General features: G+C 69.7%; 18 protein-coding genes. 14 read left to right on the top strand and 4 right to left on the bottom strand.

What is annotated here, in order from left to right:
• Positions 1 to 7 precede the first annotated feature (7 nt).
• Entirely contained in the window at positions 8 to 928 is a 921-nt protein-coding gene (locus tag C9E82_RS14460; protein ID WP_119896854.1) for a phosphotransferase, read from the top strand.
• Between the two features lie 72 nt (positions 929 to 1,000).
• On the top strand, positions 1,001 to 2,065 hold the full coding sequence (locus C9E82_RS14455; protein ID WP_119896853.1) for a patatin-like phospholipase family protein: 1,065 nt from the start codon (positions 1,001 to 1,003) through the stop codon (positions 2,063 to 2,065).
• A 5-nt stretch (positions 2,066 to 2,070) separates the two neighbouring features.
• Here the strand turns inward: C9E82_RS14455 and C9E82_RS14450 are convergent, their stop codons facing one another.
• Genes C9E82_RS14450 through C9E82_RS14440 form a run of 3 tightly spaced genes read right to left on the bottom strand, consistent with a single transcriptional unit; the run spans position 2,071 to position 4,258 of the window.
• Complete coding sequence (locus C9E82_RS14450) at positions 2,071 to 2,994, bottom strand: pseudouridine-5'-phosphate glycosidase (protein WP_119896852.1); 924 nt, start codon at positions 2,992 to 2,994, stop codon at positions 2,071 to 2,073.
• A complete protein-coding gene (locus tag C9E82_RS14445; protein ID WP_119896851.1) occupies positions 2,991 to 3,875 on the bottom strand; it encodes a PfkB family carbohydrate kinase in 885 nt (294 codons plus the stop codon). Before C9E82_RS14445 ends, C9E82_RS14450 begins: the two co-directional genes overlap by 4 nt.
• Positions 3,872 to 4,258: an ArsR/SmtB family transcription factor gene (locus tag C9E82_RS14440; protein WP_119896850.1), complete on the bottom strand. Its 387-nt coding sequence runs from the start codon at positions 4,256 to 4,258 to the stop codon at positions 3,872 to 3,874. The genes C9E82_RS14445 and C9E82_RS14440 overlap by 4 nt, the downstream gene beginning before the upstream one ends.
• Before the next feature lie 220 nt (positions 4,259 to 4,478).
• Here C9E82_RS14440 and C9E82_RS14435 point away from each other — a divergent pair, with 220 nt between their 5' ends.
• The 5 genes from C9E82_RS14435 to C9E82_RS14415 all read left to right on the top strand — a co-directional run bounded on the left by C9E82_RS14435 (position 4,479) and on the right by C9E82_RS14415 (position 7,156).
• Positions 4,479 to 4,850 (top strand): AtpZ/AtpI family protein, encoded by a 372-nt coding sequence (locus C9E82_RS14435; RefSeq protein WP_119896849.1) that lies wholly within the window; start codon positions 4,479 to 4,481, stop codon positions 4,848 to 4,850.
• Positions 4,851 to 4,885: 35 nt separating this feature from the next.
• Positions 4,886 to 5,593 (top strand): F0F1 ATP synthase subunit A, encoded by a 708-nt coding sequence (locus tag C9E82_RS14430; RefSeq protein ID WP_119896902.1) that lies wholly within the window; start codon positions 4,886 to 4,888, stop codon positions 5,591 to 5,593.
• Between the two features lie 86 nt (positions 5,594 to 5,679).
• Positions 5,680 to 5,916, top strand: coding sequence for a F0F1 ATP synthase subunit C (locus C9E82_RS14425; RefSeq protein ID WP_090611015.1), 237 nt, complete (start codon positions 5,680 to 5,682; stop codon positions 5,914 to 5,916).
• A 74-nt stretch (positions 5,917 to 5,990) separates the two neighbouring features.
• Complete coding sequence (locus tag C9E82_RS14420) at positions 5,991 to 6,599, top strand: F0F1 ATP synthase subunit B' (protein ID WP_119896848.1); 609 nt, start codon at positions 5,991 to 5,993, stop codon at positions 6,597 to 6,599.
• On the top strand, positions 6,596 to 7,156 hold the full coding sequence (locus C9E82_RS14415; protein ID WP_119896847.1) for a F0F1 ATP synthase subunit B: 561 nt from the start codon (positions 6,596 to 6,598) through the stop codon (positions 7,154 to 7,156). Before C9E82_RS14420 ends, C9E82_RS14415 begins: the two co-directional genes overlap by 4 nt.
• Positions 7,157 to 7,566: 410 nt before the next feature.
• On the opposite strand, the gene C9E82_RS14410 is transcribed toward C9E82_RS14415, so the two are convergent.
• Entirely contained in the window at positions 7,567 to 8,229 is a 663-nt protein-coding gene (locus C9E82_RS14410; RefSeq protein WP_244936031.1) for an OmpA family protein, read from the bottom strand.
• 307 nt (positions 8,230 to 8,536) lie between these two features.
• Between C9E82_RS14410 and nth the strand changes: the two genes are divergently transcribed.
• The 7 genes from nth to C9E82_RS14375 all read left to right on the top strand — a co-directional run bounded on the left by nth (position 8,537) and on the right by C9E82_RS14375 (position 15,551).
• Positions 8,537 to 9,199 carry an endonuclease III gene (gene nth / locus C9E82_RS14405; protein WP_119896845.1) on the top strand — a complete coding sequence of 221 codons (663 nt, stop codon included), beginning with the start codon at positions 8,537 to 8,539 and terminating at the stop codon, positions 9,197 to 9,199.
• The gene (locus C9E82_RS14400; RefSeq protein WP_119896844.1) at positions 9,196 to 10,209 is read left to right on the top strand and encodes an adenosine kinase; all 1,014 of its coding nucleotides are present in this window, start codon (positions 9,196 to 9,198) and stop codon (positions 10,207 to 10,209) included. Before nth ends, C9E82_RS14400 begins: the two co-directional genes overlap by 4 nt.
• Before the next feature lie 318 nt (positions 10,210 to 10,527).
• Positions 10,528 to 11,790, top strand: a complete 1,263-nt coding sequence (fabF, locus tag C9E82_RS14395; protein WP_119901178.1) for a beta-ketoacyl-ACP synthase II — start codon at positions 10,528 to 10,530, stop codon at positions 11,788 to 11,790.
• Complete coding sequence (gene mltG, locus C9E82_RS14390) at positions 11,790 to 12,971, top strand: endolytic transglycosylase MltG (protein WP_119901179.1); 1,182 nt, start codon at positions 11,790 to 11,792, stop codon at positions 12,969 to 12,971. Before fabF ends, mltG begins: the two co-directional genes overlap by 1 nt.
• A gap of 115 nt (positions 12,972 to 13,086) precedes the next feature.
• Positions 13,087 to 13,533 (top strand): hypothetical protein, encoded by a 447-nt coding sequence (locus C9E82_RS14385; protein WP_119901180.1) that lies wholly within the window; start codon positions 13,087 to 13,089, stop codon positions 13,531 to 13,533.
• Positions 13,534 to 13,840: 307 nt separating this feature from the next.
• Positions 13,841 to 14,260, top strand: a complete 420-nt coding sequence (locus C9E82_RS14380; RefSeq protein WP_122449311.1) for a permease — start codon at positions 13,841 to 13,843, stop codon at positions 14,258 to 14,260.
• Positions 14,211 to 15,551 (top strand): DNA-packaging protein, encoded by a 1,341-nt coding sequence (locus C9E82_RS14375; RefSeq protein WP_119901238.1) that lies wholly within the window; start codon positions 14,211 to 14,213, stop codon positions 15,549 to 15,551. Before C9E82_RS14380 ends, C9E82_RS14375 begins: the two co-directional genes overlap by 50 nt.
• Positions 15,552 to 15,575 lie beyond the last annotated feature (24 nt).

The following is a 15,575-nucleotide window of genomic DNA, read 5'->3' as shown; positions in this document are numbered from 1 at the left end:
TGTCGCGATGAATTCTGAGGACGAACTTGCCGCCGGGATCGGCGCGGCATTGCGGCGGATCTCGGACGGGTCCGGGGCCTGGGCATTGCGCTGCGTCTATCGCAACCGCACCGGCATGGGGCTGGACCGGGTGTTCTGCGCCACCCAGCACGGGACCGGGCGTCGGCTGGCGGTGAAATGCAACGCCGATCCCCAGCGGAACCGGCTGCAATTCGAGGCGCTGGGGCATCTGCGCAAGGCCATGCCGGATTGCGTCGCGCCGCTGTGGCTGGCGCCCGATGCCGGCTTCTACGTCATGGAATGGATCGCCGCGCCGCATCTGCTGCGGCGGATGCAGGATGCGGACCGCCTGCAGGCGATCGCCGGCGCCGCCCGCTGGCTGCGCGGCCTGCACGACCGCACCGCCGAGCGCTGGCGCCGCCGCGACGAGATCATCGAGCGCCCGCAACTGCTGCCGCCGCAACCCTGTCCCGGCCATGAAACGGTCCGGCGGCGGCTTGAGGACTGGCGCCGCAGCCTGCGGTCGCGCCGCGGCAGGCGGGCGCTGCTGCATACCGATTTCCAGCTGCACAACCTGTTCGACAGCGGCGGCCGGATCATCGCCTTCGATCCGGTGTCGCGCCGCATGGGCTATGCCGGTTTCGACCTGGCGCGTTTCCTGATCGGGGCCGAGATGTTTCGCGGTCTGGCCGCGATCGGCGGGCGGTCCTGGCCCGACGATGCCGCCACCGACCGGCGGGTGTTTCTGGAAGCCTATGGCGGCGTTCCCTCGGCCAGCTCCGGCCTGTTCGATTTCGTCGAGGCATTGCAGGCCGCCCGGCTGTGGCATCGCTTCGCAAGCAATCCCGACCCCGACCGGGGCGCGCGCAACAGGGTCGAGCTGCTGGAACGGATGCTGCGCCGCAGCGGGGTTCTGGACGCTGCGTGATCCGGCGCGGCCGGGGTCTTGCGATGCTGCGATGCGGCGTTACTATGATCCGACGGGCGAACGGGACGGGCGATGAAGGACAAGAGCATCAATCTGGCCCTGCAGGGCGGCGGCGCGCATGGCGCATTTTCCTGGGGCGTTCTGGACCGGCTGCTGGACGAGGACTGGCTGCATGTCGCGGCGATCAGCGGCACCTCGGCCGGGGCGCTGAACGGGGCGGCGCTGAAGGCCGGGCTGTCGCGCAAGCCGGGCCGCGCCGGGCGCCGCGCCGCGCGCGAGAACCTGGACTGCATGTGGAAGCAGGTCGGCCAGATGAGCGACAACCGCGTGATCCGCTGGATGCATTCGCTGATGCCGATGCCGCGCGGGCTGCACCGGCTGGCCGAGATGTTCACCCCCGCCGCCTGGCTGGACGGGCTGACGCGGGTCTTCAGCCCCTATGATTACGGGCCGTTCTACGTCAATCCGCTGGACGCGGTCCTGCGCGACCTGCCCCATGCCGATTTCAGCAACGACCGCGGGCCGGAACTGCATGTGGCCGCGACCTGCGTGCGCACCGGCCGGATCCGGGTCTTCACCGGGGCCGAGGCGTCGGTGGAGGCGGTGCTGGCCTCGGCCTGCCTGCCGACGCTGTTCCGCGCCATCGAGATCCCGGACCCGGCCAGCGGCCAGGTCGAATCCTATTGGGATGGCGGCTATACCGGCAATCCGGCGCTGTTCCCGCTGTATCGCCCGCATCTGCCGCGCGACGTGGTGATCGTGAACATCAACCCGCTGCTGCGCGACAGCGTGCCGCGCACGCCCGCCGACATCCAGGACCGGGTGAACGAGATCAGCTTCAACAGCTCGCTGATGTCGCAGCTGCGCGCGATCCATTTCGTCAAGGAACTGTTCGCCGAGAACCGGCTGAGCAACCGGGCGATGAAGAACGTGCTGGTTCACATGATCCTGGACGACAAGCTGATGAACGACCTCAATGCCCGCAGCAAGGTCATGCCGGGGCCGGGCCTTCTGGCGCGGATGCGCGAGGCCGGGCAAGAGGCCGCCGACGCCTTCCTGAACGACCATGCCGATGCGCTGAACGAGCGCGACAGCCTCGACCTGGGCGCGCTGTTTCCCGACCGCGCGCCGCAATAGGCCGCCTAGGCCTGGGTCATGGCGACGGAGATCGCGGCGGCCAGCCGGGCATTGTTCAGCACCAGCGCGATATTCGATTCAAGCGAGCGGCCCCCGGTCAGCTGAAAGATGCGCTGCAGCAGGAAGGGGGTCACGGATTTGGCGGCGATGCCCTGCGCCTCGGCCTCGGCCAGCGCCTGCTCGATCACCGGGGTGATCTCGGCGCGGGGGATCTCGGCCTCGGGCGGGATCGGGTTGGCGACCAGCTGCCCGCCGCTCACGCCCAGCCGGGCGCGCATCGCGGCGGCGGCGGCGATCTGGGCCGGGCTGTCCATGCGCAAGGGCGCGGCGATGCCCGAGTCGCGCGACCAGAAGGCGGGCAGCTCGTCCTGGCCATAGGCGATGACCGGCACGCCGAGCGTCTCCAGCACCTCCCATGTCTTGGGCAGGTCCAGGATCGCCTTGGCGCCCGCCGCCACCACCGTCACCGGGGTCCGGGCCAGTTCCTGCAGATCGGCCGAGATGTCGAAGCTGGTCTCGGCCCCGCGATGCACGCCGCCGATGCCGCCGGTGGCGAAGACGCGGATGCCGGCCAGGTGGGCGCAGATCATCGTCGCGGCCACCGTGGTCGCCCCGGTCCGGCCCTGCGCCAGGCAGACGGCCAGGTCGGCGCGCGACAGTTTCATCGCCTGTTCCGGCGGGGTCTGCGCCAGCGCCTGCAGGGCGTCGTCGGCCAGCCCGACATGGATCCGGCCGCCCATCGCCGCGATGGTCGCGGGCACGGCGCCCGCGTCGCGGATCGTGGCCTCGACGCGGCGGGCCATTTCCAGGTTCTGCGGGAAGGGCATCCCGTGGGTGATGATCGTCGATTCCAGCGCCACGATTGGCTGGCCGGCCTGCCGCGCGGTGTCGACCTCGGGCGAGAAGCTGAGCGGGGCATCATGGGTCATGGGACGTCCTTTCCGGAAACATGCGCGGCCGCGGCCTGGACCGCCTGGCGCAGGGCCGCATCGCGCGGCTGCTGGTTCAGTTCGGCCGCCAGATGGGCGGCAAGGAAGCAGTCGCCCGCCCCGGTGACGCGGGCCAGGGTGACGGCGGGCGGGGCGATGCGCAGGGTCGGGCCGCCAAGGATCGCCTCGGCCACCGGGTTGGGGCCGTCGGTCACCAGCACGCGGGCGGCGCCGCGCGCCACCACGGCCTCGGCGGCGGCACCAGCGTCGGGGCAGGCGCGGCCGGCCAGGATCTCGGCCTCCAGCCGGTTCAGATAGAAGCAGCCGCGCCGGGCGGCGATCAGCGGCTCCAGCCGCTCGGCCTTGCCGGGGCTGGCGGGCACGATGCGCAGGTCGGCGCGGGCAAGGCGCGGGTCGCGGGCGATCGCGGCCAGCAGGTCCTCGGTCAGGTTGCCGTCCAGCACCACCGGCCCGGCCCAGCCGTCCAGCGGCCCGGAAAGCGGCGCCAGGATCGCCTCGCCCGCCGCCTCGAGGCTGTGGACATCGGCGATGGCGGCGATCAGCCCCTCGCTGTCCTCGATGCCCATGTAGCAGTCGGTGGGCAGGCCGGTATCGCGCGCCAGCCAGTCGGTCAGCGCGCCCAGCCGCCGCGCCTCGGCGACCAGCGCGTCGCCTTCCGGGTCGCGGCCGACCGCCGACAGCACCGCCGGGCGCAGCCCCCAGCGCGCCAGCGCGACCGCCACGTTCAGCGCCACCCCGCCCGGCAGGTGGCGGATGCGGCCGGGCACGTCGGCGCCCTGCGCCATGCGGCGCGGCGCGCGGCCGATCACGTCCCACAGCATCGCCCCGATGCAGAGGATGTCGGGCCGGGTGTCGGTCATTCCTCGCGCTCCTGCGTCCAGTCGTTCAGCTCGGCTTCCAGGAAGCGCTCGAAATCGTCCAGGTCCACCGGGTCGAACTGCCCGAAGCCCTGCATCCAGACCGAGGCCGCGCGCATCCCGTCCGGGTCCAGCTTGCACCAGGTGATCCGGCCGCGCCGTTCCTGCCGGATCAGCCCGGCGCCCGCAAGCACCGAAAGATGCTTCGAGATCGCCGCCAGGCTCATCTGGAAGGGGGCGGCCACGTCGCTGACCGCCATGTCGTCTTCCAGCAGCATCGACAGCACCCGCCGCCGGGTCGGATCGGCCAGCGCCGCGAAGATCTGGTCCAGCCCGCGGGGTTCCGCCGGATCGGATGATGGCCGGTCGCTGTCCGGGATGCTCATGCGCCTTCTTTCGGGTCGGTGAAACGGGATCGGCCGCCGTGGACGGTCAACCGGGCGGTTGAATAATGTCGCCGCGCGATCGGGATTGCAAGCGCGGGGCGGAAATCGTCCAAACTTGAATATGCAGCGATTTCAGCTGGTTGCATCTGCCGCTGCGTCGCTTGACTCGGGGGGCTTATCCCCCTAAACCCCCGGCCAAGCGATAACGGGGGCGTGACAGATGGCCGAGGGGCCCCGGAACGACGCGGACAGGGAGGCGGACGCCGCCCGGCTGCGCGATCTGGAGCAGCGGCTGGCGCAGATGACCCCCAAGCAATCGGCCCGCGGGCCGATGGCGGACTATGACAAGGCCCATCTGGCCTGGCGCATGGTGATCGAGCTGGTCGCGGGGCTGGGGATCGGCCTGGTGATCGGCTACGGGCTCGACCATCTGTTCGGCACCGCGCCGCTGATGATGGTCGTGTTCATCTTCCTCGGCTTCGCGGCCGGCATCAAGACGATGATGCGCACCGCGGCCGAGCTGGCAAGGACCGGCGGCACGCCGGACGGGAACGCATCCGGCAAGGCGCCGGACATGGACGAGAGGGATTGATCGTGGCGAGCGAAGGCGGCCTTGAATTTCACCCGATGGATCAGTTCGTGGTCACGCCGCTGTTCGGCGATGGCCCCGTCAGGTGGTTCACGCCCACCAACGTGACGCTGTGGCTGGCGCTGGTCGTGCTGGCGACGGTCGCGCTGTTGGTCCTGGGCACCCGTGGCCGCGGCATCGTGCCGAACCGCAGCCAGTCGGTGGCGGAACTGGCCTATGGCCTGGTCCACAAGATGATCGAGGACATCGCCGGCAAGGACGGGCTGAAATACTTCCCGCACATCATGACGCTGTTCATGTTCATCGTGTTCGGCAACCTGTTGGGCCTGCTGCCGAAATCCTTCACCGTCACCTCGCATATCGCGGTGACCGGGGTGCTGGCCTTCGCGGTGTTCTTCACCGTCACCGCCATCGGCTTCATCAAGAACGGCGTGCATTTCCTGGACCTGTTCTGGGTCCGCTCGGCGCCGCTGGCGATCCGGCCGGTGCTGGCGGTGATCGAGGTCATCAGCTATTTCGTGCGCCCGGTCAGCCACTCCATCCGTCTTGCCGGCAACATGATCGCCGGGCACGCCGTCATCAAGGTCTTCGCGGGCTTCGCGGCCATCGCCGCCGTCGCGCCGATCTCGATCATCGCGGTGGTCGGCATGTTCGCCTTCGAGCTGCTGGTGGCCTTCATCCAGGCCTATGTGTTCACCATCCTGACCTGCGTCTACCTGAAGGATGCGCTGCACCCGTCGCACTGAGGCAACGGGCCGCAGCACCAAGCGGCGCGCCCGGCGCGCCGCATTCACCCGAGATACCAAAACTTCCAACCGCAAGGAGAATGATCATGGAAGGCAATATCGGAGAACTGGGCCAGTACATCGGCGTCGGCCTGACCGCCATCGGCATGGGCGGGGCCGCCATCGGTGTGGGCAACGTCGCCGGCAACTTCCTGGCCGGTGCCCTGCGCAACCCGTCGGCCGCCGCCGGTCAGACCGCCACGCTGTTCATCGGCATGGCCTTCGCCGAAGCGCTGGGGATCTTCTCGTTCCTCGTCGCGCTTCTGCTGATGTTCGCGGTCTGATCCCTCGCCATCCTTGCGGCGGGGTGGGGCGCAGGTCCCACCCCTTCGTGACCTGAAAGGCCAAGGGGTAGGACATGATCAGCCTGTTGCAAGAGGCCGCCACGACCGCGGTCGAACATTCTGAAGACGCCGTCGCGGATGCGGCTGCGCATGGTGACGCCGCGGCGCATGGCGCGGCCGAGGCGGTCGGTCTGCCGCAGCTGGATATCACCACCTTCGGGAACCAGATCTTCTGGCTCGTCATCACGCTGGCCGTGCTGTACTGGGTGCTGTCGAAGATCGCGCTGCCCCGGATCGCCGCCGTCATCTCGGACCGCCAGGGCGCCATCACCGGCGATCTGATGGCCGCCGAGGAATTCAAGCAGAAGGCGAAGGAGGCCGAGGCCGCCTATGACAAGGCGCTGGCCGATGCCCGCGCCGAGGCCGGCAAGATCGTCGCGGCCAACCGCGCCGAGATCCAGAAGGAACTGGACGCCGCCATCGCCCATGCCGATGCCGAAATCGCCGCCCGCGCCGCCGAATCGGAAAAGCGCATCGGCGAGATCCGCGAATCCGCCATCGGCGATGCCCGCGCCGTCGCCCGCGAGGTCACGGCCGAGCTGGTCGCCACCTTCGGCGGCAGCGTCGACCAGGGCGCCGTGGATGCCGCCGTCGACAATCGCATGAAGGGGGCGCTGCAATGAGGAAACTGACCGCGACCGCCATCGCGGCCCTGGCAGCCAGCCCGGCCGCCGCCGCCAGCGGGCCGTTCTTCTCGCTGAGGAACACCGACTTCATCGTCACCATCGCCTTCCTGGTCTTCGTGGGCATCCTTGTCTATTTCAAGGTCCCCGCGATCATCGGCAGGCTGCTGGACAAGCGCGCCGACGGCATCCGCTCGGACCTGGACGAGGCCCGTCGCCTGCGCAGCGAGGCGCAGGAGATCTATGCCAGCTACGAGCGCCGCCAGCGCGAGGTGAAGGACCAGGCCGAGGGCATCGTGACCAATGCCCGCCGCGAGGCCGAGGCGCAGGCCGCCAAGGCCAAGGCCGAGCTGGAGACCTCGATCGCGCGCCGCCTGAAGGCCGCCGAGGACCAGATCGCCAGCGCCGAGGCCGATGCGGTGCGCGCAGTGCGCGACCGTGCGGTGCAGACCGCCGTGGCCGCCGCCGCCGAGTTGCTGGCCGCGCAGGTCAAGGCCGGGCAGCGTTCGGCCGGGATCGACGACGCCATCGAAGACGTGGCGCGTCGCCTGAACTGATCACCCGCCGGCCACGCGCCGGACGGGCAGAACGACGGGACAGTGGAAAATGCCCCCGGCCTTGCGGCCGGGGGCTCTTTCGTGCCGCGCCATGCGTCTGCTCTCGCGGACGAAAGAAGCCGAAGTTGCCATCCGGCCGATTCCGCAGGCGCAGCGATCCGAGGGAGAGGGCGCGGACCGTGCAATGGCCGGGCCGGGCTCGGGGGACGCCGCCGGGCCTGCCTGCGAAAGCGCGCATGTGAGCAGGCGGCGGGGTTCTGTCCAGTCCCGGAAACCCGCGACTCGTCCGTGACGTTGCGTCATCCGGGGCGTCGGCGGGGCTGGTCGCATCGCCCGCGCAGGGCCGGAGGGGGCAATGGCAAAGGGGCCGGAGTTTCTCCCGGCCCCTTCATCGTCTCTGGCGTCGCGGCTCAGCGCATCGGGCGGATCAGGATCTCGACCCGGCGATTCTGGGCGCGGCCCTCGGCTGTGGCGTTCGAGGCGATCGGCTGGTCGAAGCCGCGGCCGGTGGTGGCCACGCGGTTCGAGGCCACGCCCGCCGCCGTCAGGATGCCCGCCACCGATTGCGCGCGGCGCAGCGACAGGTCGCGGTTATGGGCGGCGCTGCCGGTATTGTCGGTATGGCCGACCACCTCGACCACGCTGTTCGGATACTGGTTCAGGTTGCGCGCGACCGCGTAGAGGTCGTTCTGCGCCACGCCCGAGACGGCGGCCGAATCGGTGGCGAAGAGGATCCCCTCGGGCATGATCACCTGCAGGTAGTCGCCGTGATTGACGATGCGGATATTGGGGTTCGTGATCGACTGCTGCAGCGACTGGGCCTGGCGGTCCATGATGTTGCCCGCGATCGCCCCCGCCGCCGCGCCGAGGATCGCCCCGCGCGCCGCGTCGCGGCCCTGGTTGTTGCTGTCGTCGTCGCGGGTGGCGCCCAGCACCGCGCCCACGGCGGCGCCGGCCAGCGCGCCTTGCTGGGTCCGGCTCATGCCGGTGCCGGTGCCCGTGCCGCCGGTCATCGAGGGATCGGTGCAGGCGCCAAGCGCAAGCAGCCCCGAGGCGGCGAAGATGGTGGTCATGCGGAGGTTCATGGGACTCCCTTTCCTCGTTTCGATGCGGGCCATGGATGCACCGCGAAAGATCTTCGACAATTCTCTGGACGGGTCCGGTTCCGCGGGGAATCCGGCGTCACCGTCCAACGCGCGTCAGGCTGTCGCAGTTCCGTCGAAAAGGGAAGCGCCGGAATCGGCCGAATTGCCTGAACTTGCGTCACATTCCGGCGACGGGCGGGTGATCGGCCGGCGATGGGCGGATTTCGCCCCGCCGCCGCGCCCCGCGATCGGCGGAAGCTTGCATTGCCCCGCCCTTGGGGTCAAAACGCGCTCCATGGCCAATGCCCGTTCCATCCCCCCCGCACTGCCCTTCGCCAGCCAGGTCGCGATCTTCTCGCGGCTGGCCGAGGCCAATCCCGCGCCCGAGACCGAGCTGAACTTCACCAATCCCTATACGCTGGTGGTGGCGGTGGCGCTGTCGGCGCAGGCGACCGATGTCGGGGTGAACAAGGCCACGAAGGGCCTGTTCGCGGTGGCCGACACGCCGCAGAAGATGCTGGATCTGGGGCTGGAGGGCGTGACCGAGCATATCAGGACGATCGGGCTTTTCCGGCAGAAGGCGAAGAACGTGATCGCCCTGTCGCGGATCCTGGTCGAGGAATATGGCGGCGAGGTGCCCGACAGCCGGGCCGCGCTGATGAGCCTGCCCGGCGTCGGCCGCAAGACCGCCAATGTGGTGCTGAACTGCGCCTTCGGCCATGCCAGCCAGGCCGTGGACACGCATATCTTCCGCGTCGGCAACCGCACCCGGATCGCGCCGGGCCGCGACGTGGACGCGGTCGAGCGCGCCATCGAGGACAATGTGCCGGTCCGCTTCCAGAACCACGCCCATCACTGGCTGATCCTGCATGGCCGCTATATCTGCCAGGCCCGGCGCCCGCGCTGCGGGGTCTGCATCATCAACGACCTGTGCCCCTACGAGGAGAAGACCGAATGACCACCCCCTATGTGATCGGCATCGGCAATGCGGTCATGGACGTGATCTCGCCCACCGACGAGGCGCGGCTCCAGGCGCTTGGCGTGCAGAAGGGGATCATGCAGCTGATCGAGCGCGAGCGGTCGGAATACCTGATGGCGGCGCAGGCCGACGATCACGGGCCGGGGCGCGCGCAGTCGCGGCTGGTGCCCGGCGGCTCGGTCGCCAACACGCTGGCGGGGATCGGGATGCTGGGGCTGAAGACCGCCTTCATCGGCCGGGTCGCCGACGACGCGCTGGGGCTGTCCTATGCCGAGCAGACCGAGGCGGCGGGCACGGTCTTCGTCAATCCGCCGGTCGGCGGCGAGCAGCTGCCGACCTCGCGCAGCATCATCCTGGTCACGCCCGACGGCGAACGCTCGATGAACACCTATCTGGGCATCTCGGCCGAGCTGGGCCCCGACGACGTCAACCCGGCGGTGTTCCAGGGCGCGGGCTGGCTGTTCCTAGAGGGCTATCTGTTCGACAAGCCGAAGGGGAAGGCGGCCTTCCTGAAGGCGGCCGAGGCCTGCCACGCGGCGGGCGGGCAGGCGGGGATCGCGCTGTCCGACCCGTTCTGCGTGGACCGCCACCGCGAGGATTTCCGCCGGCTGGTGGCCGGGCCGATGGATTACGTCATCGGCAACGTGCATGAATGGGCCTCGCTCTATCAGACCGAGGACCTGGAGGCAGCGCTGGCGCAGGCGGTGGCCGATTGCGGGACGGTGATCTGCACGCGCTCGGGCGAGGACGCGATCCTGATCCGCGAGGGCGAGCGGGTGACGGCGCCGGTGCACCGGATCGTGCCGGTGGACGCGACCGGGGCGGGCGACCAGTTCGCGGCGGGGCTGATCTACGGCCTGGCCACCGGCGCGCCGCTGGCGGTGGCGGGGCGGATGGGCTGCATCGCCGCGGCCGAGGTGATCAGCCATGTCGGCCCGCGCCCCGAACGCGACATCCGCGCCGATTTCCGGGCGGAAGGGCTGGTCTGACTCCCCCCGCACCCGCGGCATTGCGTCCCGCGACCGCCGGGGGGTTTTACACCCCCCGGACCCCCCGTAAGGTATTTTCAAGGAGTGCGAGGGGTCGGATCGGGCCTGGGCCTTGTCCCCTCGCGCTCCTTCCAAATACCTGCGGGGGTGAATTGGCCGCAGGCCAAGAGGGGGCGGCGAGCCCCCTTTTTCCTGTCGGTCGCGGAGGCTTGATCCCGACTTGATCCCGGCTTGGGCCATGCTGCAGACGCAGCGTTGCGTGGGCAGGGCGGAGCCTGTATCAGGGCGGAACCAAAAAACGGCTTGAAGGATATGCCTATGCGCAGGGTTGTTGTCACCGGTCTGGGGATGGTTACGCCTCTGGCCTCGGGCGTCGAGACGACATGGGAGCGGCTTCTGGCCGGGCAATCCGGGGCCGGGCCGATCACCCGTTTCGATCCCAAGGACGTGGTGACGCAATATGCCTGCGAGATCCCCTTCGGCGACGGCAGCGACGGCAGCTTCAATCCCGACGACTGGATGGAGCCCAAGGACCGGCGCAAGGTCGACGACTTCATCCTCTACGGCATGGCCGCGGCCGTCCAGGCGGTCAAGGATGCCGGCTGGGAGCCCGAGGACGAGGAGAGCCGGCTGCGCACCGGGGTGATGATCGGATCGGGGATCGGCGGGCTGACCTCGATCGCCGAGACCGCCGTGCTGATCAAGGAGCGCGGGCCGAAGCGGGTTTCGCCCTTCTTCATTCCCGGCGCGCTGATCAACCTGATCTCGGGTCAGGTCTCGATCCGCTTCGGCTTCAAGGGGCCGAACCATGCCGTCGTCACCGCCTGTTCGACCGGCGCCCATGCCATCGGCGATGCGGCGCGGCTGATCATGCTGGGCGATGCCGACGTGATGGTCGCCGGCGGCGCCGAGAGCCCGATCAGCGAGATCGGCATCGCCGGCTTCAACGCCTGCAAGGCGCTGTCCACCAAGCGCGGGAACGATCCGGCCGCCGCCAGCCGCCCCTATGACGAGGATCGCGACGGTTTCGTCATGGGCGAGGGCGCGGGTGTCGTCGTGCTGGAGGAATACGAGCACGCGAAGGCGCGCGGCGCCAGGATCTATGCCGAGGTGCTGGGCTATGGGCTGTCGGGCGACGCCTATCATATCACCGCCCCCAACGAGGATGGCGATGGCGGCTATCGCGCGATGGAGAACGCCTTGCGCTCGGCCCATCTGACGGTTGACCGGGTCGATTACATCAACGCGCACGGCACCAGCACCATGGCCGACACGATCGAGCTGGGCGCGGTCGAGCGGCTGCTGGGCGATCATGCGAAGAATGTCGTGATGTCCTCGACCAAGTCCAGCATCGGCCATCTTCTGGGCGCGGCGGGCGCGGTCGAGGCGATCTTCTGCATCCTGGCGATCCGCGACCAGATCTGCCCGCCGACGATCAACCTGGACAATCCCGCGGTCCAGCCGCAACTGGACCTGGCCGCCAATGCCGCCGTGCGGCGCAAGGTGGATGTGGCGCTGTCCAACAGCTTCGGCTTCGGCGGCACCAATGCCTGCCTGATCCTGGGACGGGTGGCCGGCTGATGTGGCGCAACATCGCCTCCAGCTTCCTGACGCTGGTGCTGGTGCTGCTGGTCGTGGCGGCCGCGGCCATCGCCTGGGGGCGCAAGGAATTCTCGGGGCCGGGCCCGGCCGAGGTCGCGCAATGCGTGCAGGTCGCGCCGGGGGCCAGCCTCAGCGCGGTCAGCAAGCAGCTGGCGGATCAGGGGGCGATCTCGAACGCCTATGTCTTCCGGGCGGGGGCCGATTACCTGGGCAAGGCCCATGAGCTGAAATTCGGCAGCTACCTGGTGCCGCCCGGCGCCAGCATGGAGGAGATCATCGGCGTGGTGACGGCGGGCGGGCCTTCGACCTGCGGCACCGAGGTGATCCTGCGGGTGGGCGTGCGCGAGACCACGGTGCTGCTGCGCGACATGAATTCCCGTACCGGCGCCTATGAGGAAATGGCCCGCTACAATCCCGCCACCGAGGAACGGCCCGCCGAGATCGCCGCCGCCGAGGAAAAGGCCGATGCGCGGCTGCGGGTGCTGATGGCCGAGGGCGTCACCAGCTGGCAGGTGGTCGAGGCGGTGAAGGCGGTCGAGTTCCTGTCGGGCGAGGTGAGCGAGGTTCCGGCCGAGGGCAGCCTGGCGCCGGATACCTATGCGGTGAACCGCGGCGACGACCGCGCGGCGCTGTTGGCCGAGATGGCGCGGCGCCAGGCGGCGATCCTGGAGGCGGAATGGGAGGCGCGGCCCTTCGGGCTGCCCTACGAGACGCCGGAGGAGGCGCTGATCATGGCCTCGATCGTCGAGAAGGAAACCGGCGTCGCCGCGGAACGGCCGCAGGTGGCCAGCGTCTTCGTCAACCGGCTGGAGCGCGGCATGCGGCTGGAGACCGACCCGACGGTGATCTATGGCATCACGCGGGGCGAGGGGATCCTGGACCGCGGGTTGCGCCGGTCGGAACTGAACGCGGTGACGCCCTACAACACCTATCGCGTCGACGGGCTGCCGCCCACGCCGATCGCCAATCCGGGCCGCGCCGCGATCCGGGCGGCGCTGAACCCGGACACGACGGATTACATCTTCTTCGTCGCGGACGGGACCGGGGGTCATGCCTTCTCTCGCACGCTGGAGGAGCATAACGCCGCCGTGGCGCGCTGGCGCGAGATCGAGCGCCAGCGGGGCGAGCCTGCCGACAGCCCGGTCCAGGGCGACGGCTGAGCGCCGGCCGCCGCAGGGTTTGACAAGAACCGCCCCCTTGCCGCAGGCTGCGGGCAGGGGGGCGTTTTCGTTTTCATCCCTGCGCGCCCCGGACCCCTCGTCAGGAGATACGCCGATGAAACTGTCCGACATGTTTTCGACCCTTGCCGAGAATGCCCGCATGTTCGAGGAACGCGCGAGCGAGTGGCAGCGCGACATGAACGCGCGCAACGAAGAGATGATGACCAATGTCCGCAAGTGGCAGGAGGCCGCGATCCAGCGCCAGGACGAGGTCAACCGGCAGATGCGCGGCTATTTCGACGAGGCCGGTGAAAACGTCCGCAACCAGTGGCAGAGCATGCAGGCGGCCTGGGAAGAGCAGTTCGAGAAGATGAAGGCCAAGGGCGAGGAGATGCGCGAGGCCGCGAAGAAGATGCAGGGCGGCGATTTCGCCGACTGGGCCGAAGCCTATGCCGCGCAGATGGTGGGCTTCGCGCAGAAGATGCAGGACGAGGCCGCCAATGCCATCGCCTCGGCCACCGAGGCGCGGGCGAAATCCTCCTCGGCGAAGAAGAAGGGCTGAGGCGCGCCGCGCGCCGTTGCTTGCCCCGGATGCCTGGCGGATTCGGGGCTTGCGCCTGGCTGGCGGCGGGGAAAAGGCGCGCTGTTGCGCGGCGTGCGCTTGGGGTGTTGCGCGCGTCAAGGCTTTGTTTTCCTTCGTGAATGGGCGGTGAACGGTTCGCGCCCTGGTTTAGCGATTGACTTTGCGAACGCCCCTAGATAGAAATTACCCATGCTGGGAGAAGTGGGCAGGCGGCCGGGGGCAACCCCTTGGGCCGCTTTTTCATTTCTCGGCTCGTGCGGACAGGACACGAGGCGGGACGGTTTGCATGAATGATATGGAATGGGGCGGGATCGGGGATCCCGAAGGTCCCTTCGTGCCGGGGCGGCCCAGTGACGGGCTGGCCGGGCAGGGGGGGCGGGACGGCCATGCGCCGGTCCTGCCCGAGGAGGCGGTCGCGGTCGCCGAGGGGTTGTTCTGGGCCTATATCCGCGATCTTCGCCTGCACCAGGCCGATCTGGAGGCCCGCGGCAAGGGCGAGATCGATCCGGCCCGGCTGAAGAAGGCGGTCGAGACCGCCCGGACCGTCCGCGAGGCGGTCCACCTGCTGATGGTGGAAAGGAACAAGGTTGACAAACTTCGCAAGGATATCGCCGGCGGGGTCGGAGGAGGCAGCCTCGACCTTGACGCGGCACGAGATGAGATCGGGCGCCGCCTGGCTTGCCTGCGCCGAGCCGCAGCAGGTTGAGGAATTCCTGGGCGGGCTGGGCGAGAATGCGCTGCTGTCGCTGCCCTGGCTGTTCGAGTTCTGGGCCCTGCCGCATCAGCTGCCCCCCGAGGGCGACTGGAAGAGCTGGGTCATCATGGGCGGGCGCGGCGCGGGCAAGACCCGTGCCGGGTCGGAATGGGTGCGGCGGATGGTCGAGGGGCCGACCGCCGCCGCGCCCGGCCGCTGCCGCCGCGTCGCGCTGGTCGGCGAGACCTTCGACCAGGCGCGCGAGGTGATGGTGATGGGCGAGAGCGGCATCCTGGCCTGCTCTCCGCCCGACCGCCGGCCGGTCTGGGAGGCCGGCCGGCGGCGGCTGGTCTGGGCCAATGGCGCGACGGCTACGGTCTACAGCGCCCATGAGCCCGAGGCGCTGCGCGGCCCGCAATTTGACGCGGCCTGGGCCGACGAGCTGGCCAAGTGGAAGAAGGCCGAGGAGGTCTGGGACATGCTGCAATTCGCGCTGCGCCTGGGCGAGCATCCGCAGCAGGTCGTCACCACCACGCCGCGCAATCTGGGCGTGCTGAAGCGGATCCTGGGCAATGCCAGCACGGTGACGACCCATGCCCCGACCGAGGCGAACCGGGCCTGGCTGGCCGAGAGCTTCCTGGCCGAGGTCGAGGCGCGTTATGGCGGCACGCGGCTGGGCCGGCAGGAGCTGGAGGGCGTGCTGCTGGAGGATGTCGAGGGCGCGCTGTGGACCACCGCCGCGCTGGAGGCCTGCCGCATCGAGCGGGCGCCGAGGCTGGGCCGCATCGTGGTCGCGGTCGATCCGGCGGTGACTTCGGGCAAGGCCAGCGACGAATGCGGGATCGTGGTCGCGGGCGTCGTGGCCGAGGGCGATCCGCGCGACTGGCGGGCCTATGTGCTGGAGGATGCGACGGTGCGGGGCGGGCCGCTGGACTGGGCGCGCGCGGCGATCGCCGCGATGGAGCGCCACGGCGCCGAGCGGCTGGTGGCCGAGGTGAACCAGGGCGGCGACCTGGTCGAGAGCGTGATCCGGCAGGTGGATCCGCTGGTGCCGTTCCGCGCCTTGCGGGCCGGGCGCGGCAAGGGCCTGCGGGCCGAGCCGGTGGCGGCGCTCTATGAGCAGGGGCGGGTCCGGCATCTGCGCGGCCTGGGCGCGCTGGAGGACCAGATGTGCCGCATGACGGTGCGCGGCTTCGAGGGGCGCGGATCGCCCGACCGGCTGGATGCGCTGGTCTGGGCGATCCATGAATTGATGATCGAGCCGGCGGCGGGCTGGCGGCGCCCGCAGATGCGGCGGCTTTGATGGCGAGGCCGGGGGGCTGTCTGC

The sequence above is a fragment of the Paracoccus sigandri genome (genome assembly GCF_003709565.1).
Classification (GTDB): domain Bacteria; phylum Pseudomonadota; class Alphaproteobacteria; order Rhodobacterales; family Rhodobacteraceae; genus Paracoccus; species Paracoccus siganidrum.
The sequence above is the reverse complement of the archived record's forward strand: the minus strand, read 5'-3'. Positions and strand labels throughout refer to the sequence as shown.